Annotated in this window: 15 protein-coding genes; 12 read left to right on the forward strand and 3 right to left on the reverse strand. The window is 53.9% G+C overall.

Annotated elements, in window-relative coordinates; genetic code table 11:
- Positions 1 to 54: 54 nt before the first annotated feature.
- Positions 55 to 1,422 carry an amino acid permease gene (locus tag V4U88_RS20350; RefSeq protein WP_334075078.1) on the forward strand — a complete coding sequence of 456 codons (1,368 nt, stop codon included), beginning with the start codon at positions 55 to 57 and terminating at the stop codon, positions 1,420 to 1,422.
- 42 nt (positions 1,423 to 1,464) lie between these two features.
- Complete coding sequence (locus tag V4U88_RS20355) at positions 1,465 to 2,307, forward strand: hypothetical protein (RefSeq protein WP_334075079.1); 843 nt, start codon at positions 1,465 to 1,467, stop codon at positions 2,305 to 2,307.
- 927 nt (positions 2,308 to 3,234) lie between these two features.
- Here the strand turns inward: V4U88_RS20355 and V4U88_RS20360 are convergent.
- Both V4U88_RS20360 and V4U88_RS20365 read right to left on the reverse strand, forming a co-directional pair.
- Positions 3,235 to 5,010 carry an ABC transporter ATP-binding protein gene (locus V4U88_RS20360; protein ID WP_334075080.1) on the reverse strand — a complete coding sequence of 592 codons (1,776 nt, stop codon included), beginning with the start codon at positions 5,008 to 5,010 and terminating at the stop codon, positions 3,235 to 3,237.
- On the reverse strand, positions 4,997 to 6,772 hold the full coding sequence (locus V4U88_RS20365; RefSeq protein ID WP_334075081.1) for an ABC transporter ATP-binding protein: 1,776 nt from the start codon (positions 6,770 to 6,772) through the stop codon (positions 4,997 to 4,999). Before V4U88_RS20365 ends, V4U88_RS20360 begins: the two co-directional genes overlap by 14 nt.
- A 251-nt stretch (positions 6,773 to 7,023) precedes the next feature.
- Here V4U88_RS20365 and V4U88_RS20370 point away from each other — a divergent pair, with 251 nt between their 5' ends.
- The 9 genes from V4U88_RS20370 to V4U88_RS20410 all read left to right on the forward strand — a co-directional run bounded on the left by V4U88_RS20370 (position 7,024) and on the right by V4U88_RS20410 (position 17,480).
- Positions 7,024 to 8,979: a translation factor GTPase family protein gene (locus tag V4U88_RS20370; protein ID WP_334075082.1), complete on the forward strand. Its 1,956-nt coding sequence runs from the start codon at positions 7,024 to 7,026 to the stop codon at positions 8,977 to 8,979.
- Between the two features lie 24 nt (positions 8,980 to 9,003).
- Positions 9,004 to 10,161, forward strand: coding sequence for an SEC-C metal-binding domain-containing protein (locus V4U88_RS20375; RefSeq protein ID WP_334075083.1), 1,158 nt, complete (start codon positions 9,004 to 9,006; stop codon positions 10,159 to 10,161).
- A gap of 459 nt (positions 10,162 to 10,620) precedes the next feature.
- Complete coding sequence (locus V4U88_RS20380; protein WP_334075084.1) at positions 10,621 to 11,310, forward strand: hypothetical protein; 690 nt, start codon at positions 10,621 to 10,623, stop codon at positions 11,308 to 11,310.
- Between the two features lie 536 nt (positions 11,311 to 11,846).
- Positions 11,847 to 12,200, forward strand: a complete 354-nt coding sequence (locus V4U88_RS20385) for a hypothetical protein (RefSeq protein ID WP_334075085.1) — start codon at positions 11,847 to 11,849, stop codon at positions 12,198 to 12,200.
- Positions 12,201 to 12,268: 68 nt separating this feature from the next.
- Entirely contained in the window at positions 12,269 to 12,577 is a 309-nt protein-coding gene (locus tag V4U88_RS20390) for a hypothetical protein (protein ID WP_334075086.1), read from the forward strand.
- Complete coding sequence (locus V4U88_RS20395; protein WP_334075087.1) at positions 12,574 to 13,911, forward strand: tetratricopeptide repeat protein; 1,338 nt, start codon at positions 12,574 to 12,576, stop codon at positions 13,909 to 13,911. The genes V4U88_RS20390 and V4U88_RS20395 overlap by 4 nt, the downstream gene beginning before the upstream one ends.
- Positions 13,912 to 13,932: 21 nt before the next feature.
- On the forward strand, positions 13,933 to 14,613 hold the full coding sequence (locus V4U88_RS20400) for a DUF1266 domain-containing protein (RefSeq protein WP_334075088.1): 681 nt from the start codon (positions 13,933 to 13,935) through the stop codon (positions 14,611 to 14,613).
- A 614-nt stretch (positions 14,614 to 15,227) separates the two neighbouring features.
- A complete protein-coding gene (locus V4U88_RS20405; protein WP_334075089.1) occupies positions 15,228 to 16,472 on the forward strand; it encodes a GGDEF domain-containing protein in 1,245 nt (414 codons plus the stop codon).
- A gap of 27 nt (positions 16,473 to 16,499) precedes the next feature.
- Positions 16,500 to 17,480, forward strand: coding sequence for a serine/threonine-protein kinase (locus tag V4U88_RS20410; RefSeq protein ID WP_334075090.1), 981 nt, complete (start codon positions 16,500 to 16,502; stop codon positions 17,478 to 17,480).
- On the opposite strand, the gene V4U88_RS20415 is transcribed toward V4U88_RS20410, so the two are convergent.
- On the reverse strand, positions 17,443 to 19,551 hold the full coding sequence (locus V4U88_RS20415; RefSeq protein ID WP_416367285.1) for a vWA domain-containing protein: 2,109 nt from the start codon (positions 19,549 to 19,551) through the stop codon (positions 17,443 to 17,445). The two genes, V4U88_RS20410 and V4U88_RS20415, sit on opposite strands and share 38 nt — an antisense overlap.
- A gap of 405 nt (positions 19,552 to 19,956) precedes the next feature.
- Here V4U88_RS20415 and V4U88_RS20420 point away from each other — a divergent pair, with 405 nt between their 5' ends.
- Positions 19,957 to 22,125, forward strand: coding sequence for a transcriptional regulator (locus tag V4U88_RS20420; RefSeq protein ID WP_334075092.1), 2,169 nt, complete (start codon positions 19,957 to 19,959; stop codon positions 22,123 to 22,125).
- The last annotated feature ends 33 nt before the right edge of the window (positions 22,126 to 22,158 follow it).

Consider the following 22,158-nt stretch of genomic DNA (forward strand, 5'->3'; position numbering starts at 1 on the left):
GGTAAAGTGTTGCGGGTCACCATTACCAGGATTAACGGAAAAGAGGAATTTCAATTGGAAGCTAAAAAATTGGCAAGAGGTTTGAAGCCCAGGCACATTGAGATGATCGCCCTCGGCGGGACGATCGGTGTCGGGTTGTTTATGGGTTCGGCGAGTACGATCAAGTGGGCCGGACCCTCGGTGCTGCTGGCCTATTTACTGGCCGGTGCGGTCATTTTTTTCGTAATGCGGATTATGGGGGAGATGCTGGTTCAGGAGCCGGTCACCGGTTCCTTTGCAACCTTTGCGCATAAGTACATCGGACCGCTGGCCGGTTTTCTGACCGCCTGGAGCTACTGGTTTCTCTGGGTGACGGTGGGGATGGCCGAGGTGACGGCGATCGGGATATATGTGGGCTTCTGGTTTCCGGACATCCCGCAGTGGATTCCGGCGCTGATCGGAATGCTGATCATCGCGGCGGCGAATTTGGCGGCGGTAAAGCTATATGGTGAATTTGAGTTCTGGTTCGCCTTAATCAAAATTACGGCGATCGTCTTCATGATCGTTATCGGAACGGCCATGATCTTTTTTGGTCTCGGCAATGGCTGGAATCCGGTCGGACTATCGAATCTGTACAGCCACGGCGGATTTTTTCCGGGGGGGTTGAAGGGCTTTTTGTTCGCCTTATGCATCGTGACGGCGGCTTATCAGGGCGTCGAAATGGTGGGCATTACGGCGGGGGAAGCGGAGGATCCGCGGTTCACCCTGCGAAAGGCGATTAAAAACATTGTTTGGCGCATTCTGATTTTTTATGTGGGTGCGGTCTTTGTGATCGTTACGCTGTATCCGTGGAACGAGGTCGGGGAGACGGGGAGTCCATTCGTGCTGACGTTTGCCAAGGTAGGGATTGTGGCCGCCGCCGGCATCATCAACTTCGTCGTGCTGACGGCAGCCATGTCGGGCTGCAACAGCGGCATTTACAGTGCCGGACGAATGCTCTATACCCTTGCCGAGAACGGGCAGGCTCCGGCATTCTTCCGAAAACTGTCCGGGAGCGGAGTTCCCCGCAACAGCATCGCGGTGACGATTTCGCTATTGATGATTGGCGTCCTGCTGAACTATTTGATGCCGGATTCCAAGTTGTTCATCTACATCTACAGCGCTAGCGTCCTTCCGGGGATGGTGCCATGGTTCGCGCTGGCTTTCAGCCAGTTCGGGTTCCGAAAACGGTGGGGTCAGCAGGAATTGGAGGGACACAACTTCAAATCCAAGTGGTTCCCGTTCAGCAACTACCTGATTATTATTTACCTTGCGCTGGTCATCGTGGGCATGTGGTTCAATCCGGATACCCGGGTCCCCCTCGTCGTGGGAGCATCCTTTATCGCGTTGATGACGATAGGATATTTCGTGTTTGGCCTCGGAAAACGGCAGCGGAACGAGTGATTTCCTAATATATTCATTACTAAGGCTAGGGGAAGAAACGGGATGAGCATGAGACCGGAAGAAGCGTTTCAATTTGATAACTGGATCCTGATGGATGATGATAAGAAAATAGCATGGCTGAAATCGCTCGAGGGGTGGGACGGGCAGGCGTTTCGTTTCAAATTGGTCGAAACCGTTGAGCGGGACGGAAGGAAGTGGAGTACCGGCGTATTTGATCTGAACGGCAGCGAGTTTATTTTCGTACCCGGCGGCCCGGTTACCCTCGGATGGGACCGGCTGGATGAACGGGATGCGAGCACAGGGATCATCGCCGCGATCGAAGCAGAACTGGAGGTAGCCGGAGTTCCCCAGAAGGCCGAGGCGTATTTGAGGAGTGTGCTTTCGCCGCGCCGGGAAGTGCGAATCGCTCCGATGCTGGTGGAACGGAATATTGTATTGATGGAGAGTGGGGGAGGCGGACTGGTGAACTACTACGAGGTGATCCGCGGCTTCGAGCAGGCGGGGTTCTCGCTGCCTACCGAGGATGAATGGGAATATATGTGCGGAGGAGGCACGCCCCGGATTTTCGGAGATCATATCGACCAGGAACTGCTGAAGGACATTTGCCAGGATAAAAGGTACTACTATACCTCGAACCTTGAGCGGCCCAATGCCTTTGGTTTGTATATCGCGTACGATCCTTACATTTGCGAACTCGTTCATTCGCCCATTCGCTCGAAAGGCGGAGACGGAGGGGGAGCGGCGCACGGGGGCTACTATATTTTGGGCGTGCTGCCCTTATCTCCCCACTATAAGGATGAAACCTTCGAAGAGCTGATGATGTGCGGCGCAGGCGATTTTGATTGCGATGTTTATGCGAGACGGGTTGTCCGGTTAGCTGCATAAAGTCACTGTGGGATGTGTAGGCCCAGTGGGGGTGCTGGGGGTTGCCCGGGCCTGCACGGCTTGGCCTGCGCTTCCGGGCCTGTGCCCGGCACTGACGTAATTCGCAGCAAGTCGCGCCGTTCCTCTCAAAGCTGGAATTTGCAGGGGGAAGGCGATTCGATGAGTTCGTTGGAGCAACCAGCCCGGGAGAATTAACGGGAAAACATCCCGTTAATTTGGGCGATTCTGCTCTGCGGCTACAATTAGCTGGAAAATCTCCAGCTAATCAGCGAAAGGAAGGCCTCATTGGCCCCTTTGGGCGGAAATAGCGGGAGAAATTCCCGCTAAGTTGGGCCACTTAGGTAGAAAGAGCAAAATTAACGGGAGGAATTCCCGTTAATTGGATCGAGCTCAATGGAGTTCACCCCTAGCTAGCGCACCGTAGGTAGTCCCACCGTTCGCCCAATAGCGGGGATTTGCAGGGGGAAGGCGATTCGATGAGTTCGTTGGAGCAACCAGCCCGGGAGAATTAACGGGAAAACATCCCGTTAATTTGGGCGATTCTGCTCTGCGGCTACAATTAGCTGGAAAATCTCCAGCTAATCAGCGAAAGGAAGGCCTCATTGGCCCCTTTGGGCGGAAATAGCGGGAGAAATTCCCGCTAAGTTGGGCCACATAGATAGAAAGAGCAAAATTAACGGGAGGAATTCCCGTTAACTGGATCGAGCTCAATGGAGTTCACCCCTAGCTAGCGCACCGTAGGTAGTCCCACCGTTCGCCCAATAGCGGGGATTTGCAGGGGGAAGGGACGTAATTGCGGATTGAGCAGGAGTTCACAACCAAAGCCGCCGCTTGCCGGGTCATTTTAAGAAAGAAAGGCTGCCGATTCATAACAGGTTCACGCGAACCTGAATGAATCGGCAGCCTTTTTGCTGTTTGCGTGTGGCTTTACGCTTCCATCTTCTGCGCCGTGTACAGGCGGTGGTAGAGGCCGCGACGGGCGATCAGCTCGTCGTGCGAACCGCTTTCCGCGATGCCCTTGTCCGACACGTACATGATGCGGTCGCAGTTTTTCACGGTGGACAGCCGGTGCGCGATGATGAACGAAGTGCGCCCTTTCAGCAGCTCGTTCAAGCCCTGCTGAAGCAGACGCTCGGTCTTCGCGTCGATCGACGAGGTGGCTTCGTCCAGGATGAGGATACGCGGGTCGGCCAGCAGCGTCCGGGCAAACGAGATCAGCTGCCGCTGTCCCTGGGACAGTTTGGAGCCGCGCTCGTTGACTTCCGTCTGATAGCCTTGCTCAAACTCGCGGATGAACTCGTCGGCGCAGACCGTCTTCGCGGCGGCGATCACTTCCTCCTCGGTGGCATCGAGCCGGCCGTAGCGGATATTGTCCATAATCGTGCCGGAAAAAATAAAGCTGTCCTGCAGCATGATGCCCATCTGGCTGCGCAGCGATTTCAGCGTCACCTGCGAGATATCGTGGCCGTCGACGAGAATTTGCCCGCCGGTCAGATTGTAGAACCGGGAGATCAGGTTGACAACCGTCGTCTTCCCCGCCCCGGTCGGACCGACCAGGGCGATGCTCTCGCCCGCCCGGACGTCGAAGGAGAGATTCTCCAGGATGTTGTGCCCCGGATCGTAGGCAAAGGTGACGTTGTCGAATTTGACGCGGCCCTGCACCGGCGGAAGTTCCTTCGCGTCCGGCACATCGCTGACAGTGACCGGCTCATCCAACGTTTCAAAGATCCGCTCCAGGTAGGCGACCGCGTTGATGAAGCTGTTGTACAGGTTCGACAGGCTTAGAATCGGCTGCCAGAAGCGCGCCGCGTAGCTGCTCATGGCCAGGATGACGCCGAAAGTCGCCCCCCCGGGACCCAGTGCGAGCAGACCGATCAGGAAGATCAACGCCGACACGATGGTGGCCAGATTGTCGACCGAAAAAGGAATCAGGGCGTTGAAGCGTAGCGCCCGCATCCATTCTTTGCGGAAGTTGGCGGCGAGCCGGGTGAAGATGCCTTCATTGCGCTTCTCCCGGGAAAAGATCTGCGTCACGCCGATCCCGCTGATGCTTTCCTGCAAATACGCGTTCAGGTTGGAGTTCTTGTTGGAAACCGCCTGCCACGCCCGGCGCTGCCGGGTTTTGATCATCAGCATGATGCCGAGGAAGACGGGCAGCCCCGCCAGCGTTATGAGCGAGAGCCGGACATCGACGGCAAACATAAACGCCGCAATAAAAATCAGGTTCAGCATTTCCAGAATAAAGTTGATGATCCCGTTGGACAACACGTCCGAGACCGAGTTGACATAGTTGACGACCCGAATGAGAATTTTGCCCTGCGGACGGTCATCGTAATATTTGAACGGAAGCTGCTGCAAATGCTTGAACAGATCGCTACGGATTTCAAAAATAATGTCCTGCCCGACGCGGGTCATAATCCGCGAGCGGATCGTCGCCAGGATGACGCTGACGACGATCGTCACCAGCATCAGCGCCGACCAGCCGAACAAGGCACCGACCGCCTTTTCGGGAATTGTCACGTCGACGACATGCTGCAGGATGAGCGGCGCCGACAGCGCGATCGCCGCGGACAGGGCGCTGAGCACGAACGCGATGATCATGGGCTTCTTCTGCCGCTTGATATAGACCATGGCCCGACGGAAGTGCTTGATGTCAAAAGGGGATTCCAGGTTCTCGTCGATATCGAATTTATTCCTTGCCATGAACGCTCACCTGCCTTCCGATGCCTTCATTCTGCAGCATAAATACGTCGTAATAGTAGCCCCGCTTCGCCAGCAGTTCGGCGTGGGTGCCTTCCTCAATCAGGCGGCCGCCATCCAGGATCAGGATGCGGTCGGCCTGCGCGGTGGTGGACACGCGCTGTGCGATGATGATCTTCGTGCAGGGGTGGTCCAGTTCGCGCAGGCTTTGCTGGATATGTTCCTCGGTTTCGAGATCGACCGCGGAGGTCGTGTCATCCAGGATGAGGATCGGCCGGCGCACCGCCATGGCGCGGGCCAGCGCGATGCGCTGCTTTTGCCCGCCCGACAGGCCGACGCCGCGCTCCCCGACGATCGTGTCGTACCCTTCGGGCATTCTGGTGATAAAATCATGCGCCGCGGCCAGGCGGGCATATTTCACCGTATCCTCTTCCGGGAGATCGGGATCGCCAAAGGCGATGTTTCCGTCGATCGTGTCGGAGAACAGGAGGACGTCCTGCGTCGCCACGCCGATATTCCCGCGAAGCTCGTCGAGCTCCAGCTTGCGCACGTCAACGCCGTCGACCAGCACGCGGCCTTCGGAGACGTCGTAGAAACGCGGGATGAGGTTGACGAGCGTCGTTTTGCCCGATCCCGTCGAGCCCATGATGGCAACGGTTTCACCGGGTTCAACTGTAAAGCTTACATCATCCAGAACCTTCACGTTATCGTATTTAAAGTTGACGTGGTCAAACTCGATGCGGCCATCATAACGCCGTTTATCGATAGCGTTGTGCTCGTTGACGATGTGCGGCCGGGCATAATAGACGTCCACGATTTTGCTTAAGCTGGCGAAGAACCGCTGAATATCGTTGATGATAATCCCGATGTTGCGCATCGGGTTGGATACGGCCCAAATCAGGGATGAAAAGGCCGCAAACTCGCCGAAAGTGATCCGGCCGTTCATGACAAACAGACCGCCGACGAACATAAGGATGACGTTAAATGCTTGCGCAAATGACTCCAGGTAGGGAAAGTAATCCAGCCAGACGAGGGCGGCGGCTTTGTTCGCCTTGGCATAGTTCACATTCTTCTCTGTGAACTTCTCCACCTCGTAATCCTCGCGGGCAAAGGCTTTGACCACCCGGTTGCCGGCGATGTTCTCCTGCGTGGTCGTGTTCAGCTGGGAGAGCCGTTCGCGCAGGTCCACATACATGGGACGAACGCGCTTGGCGAATATATAGGCTACAATAAAAATCGGCGGCGAAAGAATCAGCAGCCAAAGAGTCAATTCCACATCGATGGAGAAAAAGTAAACGACGGCCGCGATGAAGATCGTCAGCGATTCGATGATCGTTTTGATAATCCACGCCATCGAGTGGCGCACCATGTCCAGATCGCCTGTCATCTTGGTCATGAGATCGCCGGTACGGTTGCGATCGTAATACTCCATATCCTGACCCTGAATTTTGTTGTACAAAAAAATGCGGATGCGGTACAGCATATTTTGCGAGGCATACTCGTACTGCATCGTCGTCAAATAGGCTAGACCTGTGCGCAGCAGAGAGAAGCCGATCATGCCCAGACAAAGCATAATCAGAAGCCCGCGCTCCTGCGTCAGATTCTGCATCGCGTGGTCACCGGAAATGAACGTGTCCACGATGCGCTGGCTGATGTACGGATTCACGATCGTAAGCGACGACCCCACGACCGAGAGGAAGAGAGCCAGAATATACCGCGTTCGGTCTCCCTCCAGGTTCTGCCACAGCCACTTCAGCTCGAACATTTAATCACCTGTTTCTGTGTGTTTTCACACGGTTGTTGAAACGCCTTACAAATTTATCGGTTTAGCGAATCAACGTGATTATAGCACAATTGCCCAAGGATAAACTTGTCGTTTTTTACTGTGATTTTGTACAGAATTAACATTGCGGCCAGCTGGTTACGAGTTGCTTTTTATATAGTAGAAATTGAAAAAATCAAGCATTTGCGTCCTGTGTTATAATATGAGACGACAGTTTATTTCCGGAGGCAACCATGAACAAGACCATTGGGATATTGGCGCATGTGGATGCCGGGAAGACGACCTTCTCGGAACAGCTGCTCTATTATACGAAGAGTATCAAAAGCCGCGGTCGGGTCGATCATCGGGATGCGTTTCTGGACAGCCATCAGATCGAGCGGCAGCGGGGAATTACGGTGTTTGCCGATCAGGGCCGCTTTGTCTATGGAGATTCCTCCTATTACCTGATCGATACGCCGGGGCATATGGATTTCTCCCCCGAGACGGAGCGGGCGATCCAGGCGATGGACTATGCGATTATTCTGGTCAGCGCCGTGGAAGGCCTCGAGGGGCAGACGGAAACCGTATGGGAACTGCTGAACAGGCACCGGGTCCCCTGCTTCTTTTTCATCAATAAAACGGATCGGGTGGGCGCCGATGTGGCTCGTGTGGCCGAGGAGCTTCGGACGGAATTCGGGGCGGAGCTCTGTGACATGACGGACCGCCTGACGGATGACGGCGGGATGAGCGGTGAACTGGTTGATTTTATCGCCGAGCGGGACGAAGCCTTGCTGGAGTCTTACTTGGAGAACGGCTATGATCCGCAGCGATGGCTTGAGGTCATGCGTTCTCTGGTCAAAGAGCGCAAGATCTTCCCCTACGCGTATGGTTCCGCGCTCCAGGGTACCGGGATTGAGGGATTCCTCCGCAAGCTGGAGCTGTTAACGGTGACAGACTACGACGGCGAGGGTCCTTTTGCCGGGCGTGTCTACCGGATTCGCCATGACGAGCAAGGGACGCGGGTTACCTTCATCAAAGCGTTGAACGGGACGTTAAAAGTAAGGGACATCCTGGAATACGGGGACGCGCAGAACCCGGTCAGCGAAAAAGTCACCCAAATCCGGAGGTACAACGGAAGCGAGTATAAGACGGTCGATCGGGTCGAGGCGGGCGAGTTGTTTGCCGTGACCGGCCTGAGCCGGACCCAGGTTGGGGATGGCGCCGGCGCTTTGCGGGAAAAGGCAGCGTATGAAACAGTGCCCGCGTTAAAATCCAAGGTGATCTTTGAACCGGGGATTCATGTCAAGGAAGCACTGGCCTATTTCAACCTGCTGAATGCCGAGGATCCTTCCTTGAATGTGGTCTGGGAGGAAACGCTCCAGCAGATTCATATTCATGTTATGGGACGGATTCAGCTCGAAGTATTGGAACAGCTTGTTCTTGAGCGGTTTCATTTGAAGGTCGCCTTTGACCAGCCGGAGATTTTATATAAGGAAACGATCGACAGCGAGGTCGACGGGCACGGCCACTTTGAACCGTTGGGGCATTACGCCGAAGTTCATTTGCGGCTGCAGCCCGGCGAGCGCAATTCGGGAATCGCCTTCGAGAACGCCTGCCATGCCGACGATTTATCCGTGGGCAACCAGAATCTGATTCGCCACCATCTTTTTGAGCGGGATCACCACGGGTTGCTGACGGGCTCGCCGCTGACGGATGTGAGAATCACCCTGCTCACCGGCAGGGCTCACAATAAGCATACGTCGGGCGGCGATTTTCGGGAAGCCGCGTACAGGGCTTTGCGCCAGGGGCTGGAAAAAGCGGATAACGTCCTTCTCGAGCCGTATTACCACTTTAAAATCAAAGTGGAAACGGATCAGATCGGACGGGTGATTTCCGATATCGGTCAGGCAAGCGGACGGTTCGAGGCACCGGTTACGGAGGGAGAACAGACGGTATTGACGGGCACGGTGCCGGTGGCGACGTTTATGGACTACGGCAGCCAATTGGCCTCTTTTACCCAAGGAAAAGGGAAGTTAAGTCTGACGTTCGCGGGATACGACCGCTGCCATGCTGAGCGGGAGGTTATCGAGCGGATCGGCTACGATAAGGATGCGGACCCGGAGTATACGTCCTCTTCCATTTTTTGCGCCAAGGGACAGGGCTATACGGTGGCTTGGGATGAGGCGGAAGCCAAAATGCACGCTTTATAATGATGAAAAGGAGTTTTTAAGCAGATGGATTTCAATCAAGTGATGGAAGAGAACAATATCCGGCATGCGATCGTGGGTGAAATGCAGACGTCCTTGTCCGATATTTTGGGCGGGCTCACAAAGACCCGGCTGGCCGCGCTGGCCAGAACGTACAGTATTCCCGGCAGATCCAAAATGAAGCAGAACGAGCTGATCCAGGCGGTTCATGAAGCGCTGGTGGATATAGACCGGCTGGAATCGACGCTGCTCCTTCTGGATGCCGAGGAATGGGAGCTTTTTGCGTCGGCGGTGGACCACAAGTCTAAACAGGACAATTACGTGCCTTATGGATACTATGCCTTTTTGCTGGATCGGGGCCTGTTATTCACCTACTTCCACGAAGGGGAGCTGCATTTGGTGATTCCGGAGGAAGTGCGGGCCGCCTATGCCCGGCTCAATACGGCGGAGTTCCGGGACGCCCGCGACAGACGAGCCCGGGTCTATCAATATTTGCTGGCCATGACCCACTTGTACGGGGCCTTCCAGCCGGAGAAGCTGGTGGAAATTTTCAATGATCAAAATGCGGACGAGCTCACCCTGGAAGAGTTCCAGACTCATTTGGAGCATATCCTCCAAAGAGAGCGGGAATTTATCCTGCAGGACGGTTGGCTGGTCGATGCGGGCCTGGCGCACAGCGGAGAAGAAGGGGAACTGGAATCTCTGCTGGAACGGATTCAGGGTAAACCGTATTATGTTCCGGACCAAGCGGAGCTGCTTCGTTACGCCGATGACGGCTACTTCGAAATGACGCCGCAGTTGAAAGCCTTGAAGGATTTCGTAGTCGGCAACATGGGACTGGACGAAGAAATGGCCCACTACCTGGTGGACGACATCCAGTTGGCTTGTTCCATGGAAGCTCCGATGCAGCAGATGATCTATGAATTTGACCGCCGGGAGCTGGTGTTCGATGATGAGGTGCAGGTACGGCAGGTTGCTCAGCTTTTGGTGGATGTCAGCAACCACACGAGACTGTGGTCCAACTGTGGACACACGCCGGCCGAGCTGGGCACGGGGAAGCCAACTACTATACCGACCGTGATGGGCAGAACGAGCAAAACTCCGATTCGCGTGGTCAAGGTCGGGCGTAATGATCCTTGTCCATGCGGCAGCGGGAAGAAATATAAGAAGTGCTGCGGCCAATAGCCGATGATGTCGGAGGGCAATAAGCAGCGGGGAGGCTTCACACCAGAGTGCATGAGAAATGCCGGGGTGTGGAGCCTTTTTTGCTTGCGCGGATATCTACTAGCGGACGCAATAGCTGCTATTTTGCACGTCGAGGGCAGTTTGGATTTCTAACGGACGCAGCAGCCGCTATTTTGGAGGAACGGCCTGTTTTCTGTAGAAAAAGTGGTGATTAGGCGCCATTATTTCCGTTATAATACTGGAAAAGCCAGTATCACCCAAATAGCGGCTCTCATTTCCGTTAGAGTTCGGGCGAGAGAGTGAGAGCAGCATTCTTGCCCGCCATCCGAATGCCAGCATTTGCCTACGGGGACATAAGAGAGCACATGGGCCAACTGATGCTAAATTGGAACAATCGTAAATATGTGGGCAGGCTTCAAGCCAAGCCCCAAAACATCGCTAGACCGAAAAGGAGAAAACATGAAGCCAGTAACATTAAACAGTCAATTAAATAAAAAAAAGTTATGGGACGGTTGCATACTTGCGTCCATTGCACATGCCATCATGGTTGCCCATTATCCCGAATTTTCATACGAGCATTCATGGGATGGCGATAACTACAGTGTTGTCGACGATTCGGGAGGAAGAGGAACGATTACTTTCAATGAACACTGCTTTGTCGCTGCTTTTCGAACTGAGCATGAAACTCGAACCGACATCCCTACAGCATTGGATTTTTTTTCGGGTGCACCAAGGGAAGTTCTTGAGCTGGCCAAAAATGAAACTTTAGAATACCTTCTCGATGAAAATGAAGACGGCACGATCTCACCATCCATAACTACTGCCTTTTGGGGGGACAACGATACCATGACTTCAGTGGATAACATCGTCAGAATCGTGCAATACGGTGGATATTTCCTGGATCGTCAGTTCATGGAATACGATGATGCAATCGAATCCTGGCGGGAGTATTATGAGATGTCCGCAGAACAAGTAAACTTGCTAAAGTCGATATATAAGAGGAAAATTAGCAACCCTGACGCGACCCTCATTTTGTCCAAAAGCGAAATCGAAACGATTGGAGCAGAAAGTCCCGAGGGCAGGAGAGAGAGCCGGACTTCGTTTGAGGAGTTAGGGATATATTGGGAAGATGAAGATCTGGGAAAATAGGACAATAGGACGATCGCTGCCGAATTGGAATTATAGTAAACCGGATCGCATTTTGGAGTTAGCCGGAGCAATCCCGAGTCGTACGTCATCGGCGAGGTCCAAGATGTAGAGGAAATCCTGAGGAAATTCCGGAATCTCCCCTCCCACAGACCGGACCTTCATATCCGGAAGGGGGTCGTTATACTGGGAACTAGCGAGCCAATAGTTTTTGGAGTGAGATTATCGATAAATACGCCAGTACTAGTACTGAGTCTCACGCCCATAGAAATCCAATTTGTATTAGCCCACGGCAATCAGGGACCTAGCGCACTTCCAACTCCAAAAAGATGCAAATCTGCAGGTATTTATACCGATTCCCGAGGGGATGCGAAAAAAGATTCAAATCTGCAGGTATTTCTAGCGATTTTAGAGAAATGAGCCGATTTCGTCGAAAATTCCTGCAGAATTGCAGGCATTTTGAAATTCTTGTTCCGTACAAGAAAAAAACATGCAGATTTGCAGGAATTTTATTCGTGAGCATAGGAAACAACGCGGTAATGAGTACATTTTTCCAGGAGAGAGTATGGAAAACTTGTTCCCCGATTGCACTAAGAAACACAATATCCTATTTAACGGAAAACCTTTATGAAATCGATTTGTTATACTTCGATGACCGATATTCAATTCTATACTCTGTTAAATCACAAAATGGTGAGATTATTTATTACGAGGGAAGAAATCCTTTAGAATCCATTAAAAACGCTAACATCGAACTACAAAGTAATTGGGGTAAAATTCCACAGTCGATTCGGGATTTTTACGAATGGTTTTCAAATGATCAGCCACATTATAATGTAAACTTTTGGGATGTTGTCGATGAGTGGATCGTTATTGGTTTTCAAGATGAGTAGTACTCACCAGAGTGTCATTTATAGTGTGGGCCTAGCGTCGGATGATTCATCACTTGAGAAGGGATAGCATGTTTAAAATTATATTGGAATCAGCTAATGGTGAACAATTAGATAGAGTATATGATGCTAATAATGTAGAGTATCTGCAACAAGATGAAGCAGAATTCGCAATGTTAGGTGAACTATCTACTTGTAGTTATGATGTATTTAAATCATTAGCCCAAAAGTGTAAAGTGATTAAACCCTTCGGTCTGGATGAGTATGACGGCCTCCTATGTTATAATGAACATAGCTCCCGCATTTGCTGCCGGGAGTTTTTTATTATGAAATCATGTTTTGAAATTCAAGCGAGGAGAGGTGGAATAACCGGACAATGAGTTACTGGTCGATATTGGGGATTGAGGCAACGGCCGATAAAGCCCTCATTAAAAAAACGTACGCCAGGCAATTGAAGCTCCATCATCCGGAAGAGGATCCGCAAGGGTACCAGCAGCTTCGCGAAGCTTTTGAATGGGCGATGAAGCGGGCCGGCGATCTGGAGCGGGTCGGAGCCGATGACGAGCGGGAAGCGGGGGAATGGAACGAACCTACATATGAAGAAATAGCGGTCATGCGTCAGACGGTTTTTGAAGCGGAGGAGGACTTTCGAGTACCCGTTGGGACGAAGCCGCATCCGGTGCAGGTATTTTTTGAAAAGATGAAGCACCTTTACGACGACTTCCCCCGCCGGATAGATCCCGAGGCGTGGATTGCGCTCATGGCGGATGATTTTATGTGGAATATGGCGTATCAGGACGTGCGGGTGAACGGGCTGGTGCATTTTTTGGAGAGGCATCGGTATATGCCGCGGGAAGTATGGACGATTCTGGACGACTCCTTTCGGCCGCTGGAGTCCAAGGAAGCATTATATGAATCTTACGATGATGAGGTAGTTGACTATATCTTGGAGCAAATCCGGGGAACCGCCGAATTGGGATACGAATGTTTTGCGGGAAAAGCTTTGGATTTCGATATTGAGCATTACCTGGAGCTCAGGCAGGAAGCTCAGTCGGCCATGAGAGAGGACGACCTGGTGGAGGCCGAAGCGGCATTGACCGAGGCGGCCGGGATATTCCGGGAGGATCCGGACTTGCAATTGATGCGGGCAAAACTTTACCTCAGGACGGGACGGAAGTCCGAAGCGATGGCCAGCTTGCAGGGAACTCTTGACCTGAGTCCCCAGGATCGGGAAGCCCGACAGTTGTACGCCCAAGGGTTGTTTGCGGAAGGGCGGTATGAGGACGTACTCCAGCAATGTGAGCTGGCCCGGGAATACTACACCCCGGATCAGGACCTCCTCGCTTTGTCCGCCAAGGCAAAATTGGAGCTGGGGCAAGTTCAGAGCATCTGGGAAGAGTACACAGAGGCCCGACCGACATGGGAAGGATTCTATCACTTCCGGTACAATGTGATGCTGATCATGCTTCGGAATCCCCGTCTCTACTCCCAGGAGTCTAATCCTAATTATGCCGAGCTGAAAAAGATGGCGCAAAAAGCCCGCCGCTGGACTTACGTTCTGATCATGTTCCGTTTAAGCTGGTTGTATTTGTTTCTGTTTGCGCTGGCGTATTTTGTATTCGACCTGCCGCCGGTATCACTCTGGGCGCTGCCGGTCATTTTGGGAGGATGCGGTTGGAAAACCTGGAGAACCGCCAGATTGTCTTTTACATAATAAAGAAGAGAGGATTCACCGATGCCGAATCAATACAGCAAGCGGCAGCGGAAACGGCTGGAATTGTATTTTCGCTGTCTCACGGCAAGCTGCTTGAAAGGGACGCTGCAAAACTACTACGTGGCTTACGAGTTTGGTCTCATGGAACGGATGGTTCGCAAGAGCGTCATTCGCGATGCCCTCAAAATATGGAGCATCAAGGATGCCGAAAGTCTGAAGCGGCAAATCCGCTGGCTGCTGGATGACGGGGGACGGGAGGAATATCTCGGCCGACACGGGTATCTCACGGCCCTCACGGCTGACGCGCGCAGCCGGTATCTTGAGACGATCCTGGAGGAGCAGGGCGAGAAGGAGCATGCCCAATGGGACGTCGTGAATAAATGTCTGCATCAGCTGCCTTCCGGCGATGTAAGTGCTTATGGCGGAGCCTGGGCTGTTATGCTTAGCCGAGTGGGCGTTTCCAAAGGGTTTTTGACCAAGGAGGAAGCTTGGGAAATCAAGCTGGAAGCCGCAACCCTGCTGCAGAACAAGTATAAGGGCTGGGAGGAGTTTTACTGCGCCTATTTGTGCGGGAGCCATTATTTTGATGTCAAACCCGGGATTACCAAGTATTTGAGGATTACGGCGATGTACGATCTGCTGGCGGAAGGAACACTGCTGTATCGCAAACTGAGCTGGAAGGAGGAGCTTCTGCCCGAGTAGATTGACGAGGATGGCGTAATTCGGCCGCGGCCAGTTCCTTCTTTATGAAGCGGGCAGCGGGCTGGTCAATAAAGGGCTTTTGCGCACTGAAGTTGCATCAAACCTGGCAGGGTGCTGCTTATTTTGAAACTTGTCGCCTCGGTGTGGCGAGTTGGATCCGGCGTGAGTGTCTCATTTCCCTAACCGCCGTCGCATGAGCAGCCTTGCAAGAAAGACGAAAATTAACGCTAACGGTTGCCACAGCCGTTATTTGTCCTGAAAACGCCGATTTCCCATTCTAACGGTCGCCACGGCGCTTATTTTCGCATTAACAGGCTGTTAAGGCGAGAATCCAGGAGAATAACGGCGCTCACGACCGTTAGAATTTCGAAAGGGCTACTTTTCGTTAAATAGCGGCTGCCACAGCCGTTAGACTCCTCTCAGGCGTTAGTACCAGCCGGAATTACGGGGAGCAGAAGGGGGACGGGAAGGCGAAGATTTTCCAAAAGGAGTAGCAGCGCCAAACGGTTGAAGCCATCGTAAAGTTTATGAAAGAGGGAACCGAACACTAAGCCGAGTTCCCTCTCCGGCCGATAATAATAGTGTACATAACCTCGCATGGAGGAGCTTATCTTTTGAAGACAATCATGAAAACGACGTTTAAGCTTGTGCTTCCTTTTGCAATTTTGGCATTGGCTTATCTGTTCTACATCAAGACAACCGTCTTATCCCCGGCGCAGCTCGATATGGTGAAGCTGGCCCCTTACGTCATCTTCCTGATCGGGGGCGTCATTTCCTGGAAGTTCAACCGCAGCCGGGAATTTTTCATTCTGTCGGTGCTGGCCCTGGGGCTGGCGGCGTATACCGATCTTGCCGGAATCACGAGGGGCTTGGCGGCGCAAAGAAACGATATTCACCTGCTGCTGGGGCTGCTGCTGCCGTTTAACATCGCGCTGTTCTCTTTTTTCCGGGAGCGGGGGATTTTAAGCTTATGGGGCTTGCTGCGCATCGCGGCGATCGCCGCTCAGGTTGCCCTCGCCTACTGGCTGCTGGACCCCGGGCAACAAGAACTGCTGCACACGCTCGGCAAAGACTGGGTCCCGGCGGTAAAGTCAGGCGCATTAACGCCCCTTTCGCAAGCCTCGCTGCTGTTGTTTCTGGCGGCGCTGGTGATTCTCGTCATCCGGCAGGTGTCGCACCGCTCTTCGCAGGATATTTCATTTATCGCGCTACTGTGCGCCCTGTTCTACGCCCTGCACAAATCCGGCGGCGATCGGGTGCTTTATGCGGTAGCTTTTGCGGTCTCCGGCATCATCCTGATCATATCGATTATTCAAGATTCCTATTCGATGGCGTTTTCGGACGAGCTGACCGGCCTGCCTTCCCGGCGGGCACTCAAGCAGGATATGATGAAGCTCGGGATGAATTACGCGATCGCGATGCTGGACATCGACCACTTCAAGAAATTTAACGACACCTACGGCCATGACACGGGAGACGAGGTGCTCAAGCTGGTCGCTTCCACGATCAAGGACGTGACGGGCGGCGGGAAGGCATACCGGTACGGGGGTGAGGAATTTACGATTCTTTTTCCCGGAAAAAATAGCAGCGAGGTTGTGCCCCATCTGGAGGAATTACGGGAGAAGGTGTCGAAAAGGGCCTTTACACTGCGCCGAAGCGGCAGAGGCAAAAGCAAGTCCGGGCGGAAAGCGCGGGGCCGCGGCACCGGCAAGGCGAAGCAAAAACAAATTTACATAACGATCAGCATCGGGGTTTCCCAAAAGAGCGACAAACATAAAACGCCGGACACCGTGATGAAATCCGCGGATACGGCCTTGTATCGGGCCAAGAAAAAGGGCAGAAACTGCGTCAGTAAATAAGCAAACTACAGAAGCAGGGGGAGCAACGTGAGCGTGAGAATCGAGTCAATCGGATCAATCGGGGCAATCGAATCGGCGGGCGGCGAAGCGCTTGGGCGCAATATGCGATTGAGCGGCGGGGATGCGGGGGATGCGGACGCGGGAACAACCTACCGGATTCGCAGCGTCCTCTCCAGCAGCGAGCTGGCGATCGTTTACGCGGCACGCCATGAGCAGTTGGGGGTGAAGTGCGTGATCAAGGAGTTTTTTCCGCGGGCGCTGGTGCGCCGGGGCCGGGACGGCAAATCGGTGCACCGGCGGACCGGGACTCCGGCGGAAAAATACGAGCCGCTAAGGGAGGCCTTCCTGCAGGAAGGCAGCCTGCTTCAGGCCTGCGAGCATCCCGGCGTCGTCCGGTGTCTGGACCGGTTCGAGCAGAACGGCACGGCGTACCTCGTGATGGAGTACTGCCCGGGCCTGACGCTCGACCGGGTGATCGGCGGGCACCCGGACATGGCGGAGCCCGGCTTCCTGTACCGGAGCATCCTGCCGCTGATCGGAACGCTGGAGCATCTCCACCGCCGCGGCGTGATTCACCGGGACTTGAAGCCGGGCAACATTATCATCGATGAGCAGGGCCGCGCCAAGCTGCTCGATTTCGGTTCGGCCGTCCGCTATGAGACGAGCGGGCATCCGATCCTCACCACGGCCGGGTATTCGCCGCTGGAGCTGTACTCGGAGCACTCCCGGCAGGGGCCGATGAGCGACGTGTACGGCATGGCGGCCGTGCTGTACTACTGCTGCCGGGGCGAAGCGCCGCGCGATGTCCGGCAGCGGCTGTTCGACGACAGCCTGGAGCCGCTCGGCGCCGGGCTCCGGCGCTCCTGGCCGTTTCTGGCCCGGGCCGTGCGCCGCGCCCTGACCGTCCCGCCCGAACGCCGCGCATCCTCGTTGAAAGGACTGAAGCGGGCGATCCGACTGGAGTATTACGCTAGCCGGTCTTCCCTGCGGAGGCGTCGGTCCGGATAAAAATATTCGTATTCGGCTTGATCGGCTTATATCGAAGCTCAATTTCCGTAATGCCATCCTCGAACGTAATGTACAATTTGTCATTATATTCGAGGATTTCTTGTTTATTCTTCGGCAGCGGCGTGCGGTTGCGCACCAGGGAGCAGCGCGTGGTGTTCTTGACGAACAGCTTGCCGCCTTTGGCCGGCTTAAACATGATCTGCTCGGCTTCCGGCAGCGGCTCGTTGACGTCCAGGCTGCGGAACAGCTCGCCCAGACTGACGCTTCGCCCCGTAAAGGAGGTCAGCGGCCACGACTTCACCGGAACCTCGCTGCCGCTGGCCGTAGCCAGGAAGTAACCCTCCAGCTTCCCGGTAAAAGCCGGCTTGGGACGAAGCCACAGGTACAGCAGGAACCCGGCGGCGGCCAGGACCAGCCCCCCGGCGATGGACCAGAACACCACGGTATATTTGGATTTCACGGAAAGTTTCAGCACCGCGGTGGCCGTCCCGCCTTCCGGGTCGGTCGCAACCAGCGTAACGGTGCCCTGGCCGGTCCGCAGTGGGGAGATACGCAGCTGCCCGTCCGCCAGCTCGGCCGACACGCTCCCACCTTCTCCGGCCGGGCTCTTGATTTCATACACTAACGAATCTCCGTTTGCGTCCGTAAACAACTCCTTCATCGGCAATACGGACACCCCGTCCTCCTTGATTAACCCCCGTTCAAGCTTGCCCGTGACCGCCGGTGCCAGATTGGCCACCTTCACCGGCACGATGGGGCTGTTCCGGTAAAAGCTCGGGCCGTTCAGCTTCACGCTCCACGCGTAATCGCCGGATTTCGGGAACGTATAGTCGGCGGTATACCGCCCGCCTTGCAGCCGCATATCCACGCTGGTTTCCTCGTTCGTCTTTTTGTCCAGTACGACCAGCTTCGCGGTCATTCCCGCATAAACCTCCAGATCCTCCAGCGGTTTGCCCGGTCCGGCGGCGGTCAGATAGGCCTCCACCCCGGCCGGCTTGCCCTTGATGACGGAGTCCCCGGTCAGCCGAGCCTCGGTTTCCAGCGCATAGCTTCCGAGCAGGCTGATTTTGACCAAATCCCCGGTCGTTCCCCTGAATTTCACCTTGGCGGTTCCCTTTCCCGGCTCCTTGATTTTGACTAAGGTATAGGTCCCCGATTTGAACATCCGGATATTTTCGGAGTTGTAGAACAGCTGCGTCTCCTGCAGCGGATGCTCGGACAGCAGGATGATATTGGCCTCGCCCATGCTGGAATTCGGGATGTCCACCGGCACCTCCTGAAGCTTCCCGGTGGCGGTCACGCCGGCGACCGGCATCAGCACGGATCTCATTTGCGCGGCGAAAATCCGGTTGAAAATCTCCGGCAAATCGTCGGCGCTGCTGGTGATATAAGAGGCTCCTCCGGTTTCGTTCGCGATCCGCTCCAGTTCATCCGGGTTCACGGTCCCGTCATGGTTCAGGCCGATCGTATAGATGGGGTAGCCTTCCTTCTGCGCTTTTTTGATCGCGGTCTCCACGTCTTTCGTCGAATCGGCAACCGTCCGGTTGGTCGGCGAAACGGGGCCGAAATCGGTCTCCCCGTCCGACAGCAATATCATAAACGGGATTCGCGCTTCCCCCTTCTCCGCGCCGCTCTTTCCGGACGACAAGAGATTGCCGCCCTTTACCAGACCCAGCCCCAAATCCGTGTACCCGGTTCTTCGCAGTCCGGCCATCGCCTGTTTCAGCTTCGTGCGGTTGGCCGTGACGGAAATCGGAGTCAGCGGCGAAGACGCCACGATATGGTGGTTATAGGCGACAAATCCGATCCGTGTCCGGCTGGCCTCGCTCATATCCATAAACATATGGATCACTTCGTTCGCCGTTTTATTCGGGTCGGCATGGTTCATGGAATAGCTGGTGTCGAGCACGAATACCGCATCGAACGCATCCCCCGGATTTTTTTGTAAATCATTAGCAGAAACCTGTGGGAAAGTGACAAAAATCGGAACAAATAACGAAAAAATTAAAAATAGGATAATAGTCCTAAAAATCAATTTTCCTGCCGGCGCGAATTTTTGCTTCATTTCCATCCTCATCTTCATACCCGCCTTATGTACTAGAATATGTCGTTTGGAGCGAAAGTGACTATCGGATTATGTATATCTAAGGATATATCGGTAGCAGACAATTGATTTTGTATACAGTTCCAAAAATTAGGACTTCTATTGGATAAAACTCCCTCAAATTCTTTTTTGTATAGGCTATAAGTCCCTGTGAGGCACAGAGATTCAAGATATTGACAATTTGGCGGGACGCCATTTATATTTACCCTCAAGACCCGGGTAGTGCGAACCATTCGCAAACCGGTTGGGTCTGAAACACTAAGGCGGTCGACTGCCGTCGAAAAACATCAGTATTCAAGCGTTCGGCAGGGAAAGGTTTGGAGCGAGCCGTCAGGCCGAAGACGCTTCGGAAACGGGAGGAGGAAAAACACGGTGGACATTATTAATCAGACGAATCGAACGATGCTGTTCGAAGAGATCAATCCCGAGAAGCTCGACCTGATCACGATCGTGGGCGATGTCAAAGGCATCGACAGTCTGAGCGACGACAAAATCAAGGAGATCAACGGACATTTGCTGGTCCGCAGCTTCGACGAGTTCTTGAACAAGTTCTCGCCGACGGTATACTCGTTTTTTAACGCGGCCAACCAAAAGGTGGTTTACACCTTGAAGAAGCCGGAGGGCATCGCCGAGGACGCGATCTCGGAAATCCGGATTGATCAGAACAACGATTTCCTGAAAATGCTGTTTACGCTGATCGACACCAAGCGCAGCCAGGGGATGACGAACGTGGATTTCAAATTCGAGCACCTGCTCGACATGATTTCCCCGAAAAAAGTGATGGACGATATCCGCCAGGTCCGGAAGGAAATTCATTACCTGTACGGACAATACGAAAAGCTGGACGAAGAGGATCCGAAAAAACTCGATATGGGCGACAAGCTGAACGCCATGTTCGAGGAGGCCAGCGCCAATTACAACAACGTCATGGCGATGCTGCCGCTGGCGATTGAGGATATCAAGACGCGGCTCTTGCTGGGCGGCTCGAACGAGGAAAACGACGCGGAAGCCGTACAGATCGGGATGCTGACGATCGGCGAGAGCGGCGAACTGAAAATCATCGAAGCTCCAAAGAGCGAAAGCACGGAACTGGTGCTGCTGGACGAGAACGGATCGAGCGATTTGGCGCTCGTCTTCGAAGAGGATTACAACTCCATTACGGAGGCGCCGTCCGGTTACGTAAAAGATCTCGTTGTACGTACCTTTAGCCCGTTGCCCGCCGTAGCCGGCGAAGTGAACGTCGAGCAGGAGGTTCAGAACTACAACACTTACCTGGAGTTCTACAAAACCGCGAAGGACGATTTCGTGAAGACGGTCAAACCGCTGGTGGAAAAAATCCTCGGCGTCAAAATGTTCTTCGACCAATACGCGGTCAAAAACAAAGGGATGGCTCCATCGCTGCTCGTGACCAACGCGAAGCTGGAAATGTTGGTGAAGAGCGCGAACATTCCGCGGCTGGAAACCTACCTGAACACGGTCAACGCCAAGAACGATTTCTCGGATACGATCTGGTTCGGCATCGTTCCGTCGGTGGAACTGGAAACCGCCGGCAAGGTGAAGGTGACCCGGGAGCGGTTCAAGGGGAACGAGAAGATTGCCAAGCAGGACGGCAACACGATGGAATCGCTGTCCATGCTGATGCAGGTCGTCAAGGAGTTCAAAGTGCAGATCTTCTTCAGCTTCGAAACCGGGGAAGAGACGACGTTCAACAACATGGCGACGGCCGGCATCGACAAGTACATCGACAAATGCGCGCCGCTCATCCGGAAGGAATACAGCGAATACGCGATTCCGTGCGTTCCGAACTTTACGGTCATTCCGAAAGAGAAATCCGGTGTGGTCATCGACAGCCGCATGGTTCAAACGGAAAACGGGGCCCAGCTTTCCCGCGAGAAGGAAGACATCCTCAAGCTGTGGATCGAAGGTGTGTACGTGGGCGCTTCCTACGTCGCCGCCGGCATCGTCTCGGCCTACCAGTGTCCGGAATATCTCAAGGAATCGTTCAAAAATACGAGCAAGGATTTCCCGGGCGTACGCTTCGACATCGAAGCCGGCGAGAACAGCCTGCGTGCCGTGACCACCATGGCGAAGGAAATCACCGGGTTTACGAATACGATCAAGGATTCGATCAACCGGAAGAACTTCGGCTTTATTTTCTCCTCGGAAAACGCCCAATTGCAGGGCAAGGACATCCGGCGCATCACCGTCTACAAGGCGCGCAGCCTGGCCCAGTCCGAGGACGGCTTCGATTCCATTTACAAGACGCTGGTCAGTACATATATCGAGCGCATCCTGCGGTTCCAGACCGCCGACTTCAAGCATGAGAATATCGTCAAATTTTTCAGCAACAACCCGAGCAGCCAGAAGAGCATGTGGCTGTCGAAACGGGGCTTTATCAACTCGATCATCCAGGACGGTGACGATATCAACTACGTTATCGACGAGAAGAACAATCTGTGCCACATCGACCTGATCTACAACGGAAACGTGAAGAATCTCGAGGTCATGATCACCAAGGGCACAAGTGCCGTCAAGGTTTAAGTTTAAACCGACTCATTGTTGTATGTGGAAGAC

This window comes from Paenibacillus sp. A14, from assembly GCF_036864815.1.
In the GTDB taxonomy this organism is placed as follows: Bacteria; Bacillota; Bacilli; order Paenibacillales; family Paenibacillaceae; genus Fontibacillus; species Fontibacillus sanfengchensis.

Bases quoted from the DNA above. Each gene is read 5' to 3' on its own strand.
- V4U88_RS20355 (WP_334075079.1), top strand. From the start codon at position 1,465: ATGAGCATGAGACCGGAAGAAGCGTTTCAATTTGATAACTGGATCCTG.
- V4U88_RS20360 (WP_334075080.1), bottom strand. From the start codon at position 5,010: ATGGCAAGGAATAAATTCGATATCGACGAGAACCTGGAATCCCCTTTT.
- V4U88_RS20365 (WP_334075081.1), bottom strand. From the start codon at position 6,772: ATGTTCGAGCTGAAGTGGCTGTGGCAGAACCTGGAGGGAGACCGAACG.
- V4U88_RS20370 (WP_334075082.1), top strand. From the start codon at position 7,024: ATGAACAAGACCATTGGGATATTGGCGCATGTGGATGCCGGGAAGACG.
- V4U88_RS20375 (WP_334075083.1), top strand. From the start codon at position 9,004: ATGGATTTCAATCAAGTGATGGAAGAGAACAATATCCGGCATGCGATC.
- V4U88_RS20380 (WP_334075084.1), top strand. From the start codon at position 10,621: ATGAAGCCAGTAACATTAAACAGTCAATTAAATAAAAAAAAGTTATGG.
- V4U88_RS20385 (WP_334075085.1), top strand. From the start codon at position 11,847: ATGAGTACATTTTTCCAGGAGAGAGTATGGAAAACTTGTTCCCCGATT.
- V4U88_RS20390 (WP_334075086.1), top strand. From the start codon at position 12,269: ATGTTTAAAATTATATTGGAATCAGCTAATGGTGAACAATTAGATAGA.
- V4U88_RS20395 (WP_334075087.1), top strand. From the start codon at position 12,574: ATGAGTTACTGGTCGATATTGGGGATTGAGGCAACGGCCGATAAAGCC.
- V4U88_RS20400 (WP_334075088.1), top strand. From the start codon at position 13,933: ATGCCGAATCAATACAGCAAGCGGCAGCGGAAACGGCTGGAATTGTAT.
- V4U88_RS20415 (WP_416367285.1), bottom strand. From the start codon at position 19,551: ATGGAAATGAAGCAAAAATTCGCGCCGGCAGGAAAATTGATTTTTAGG.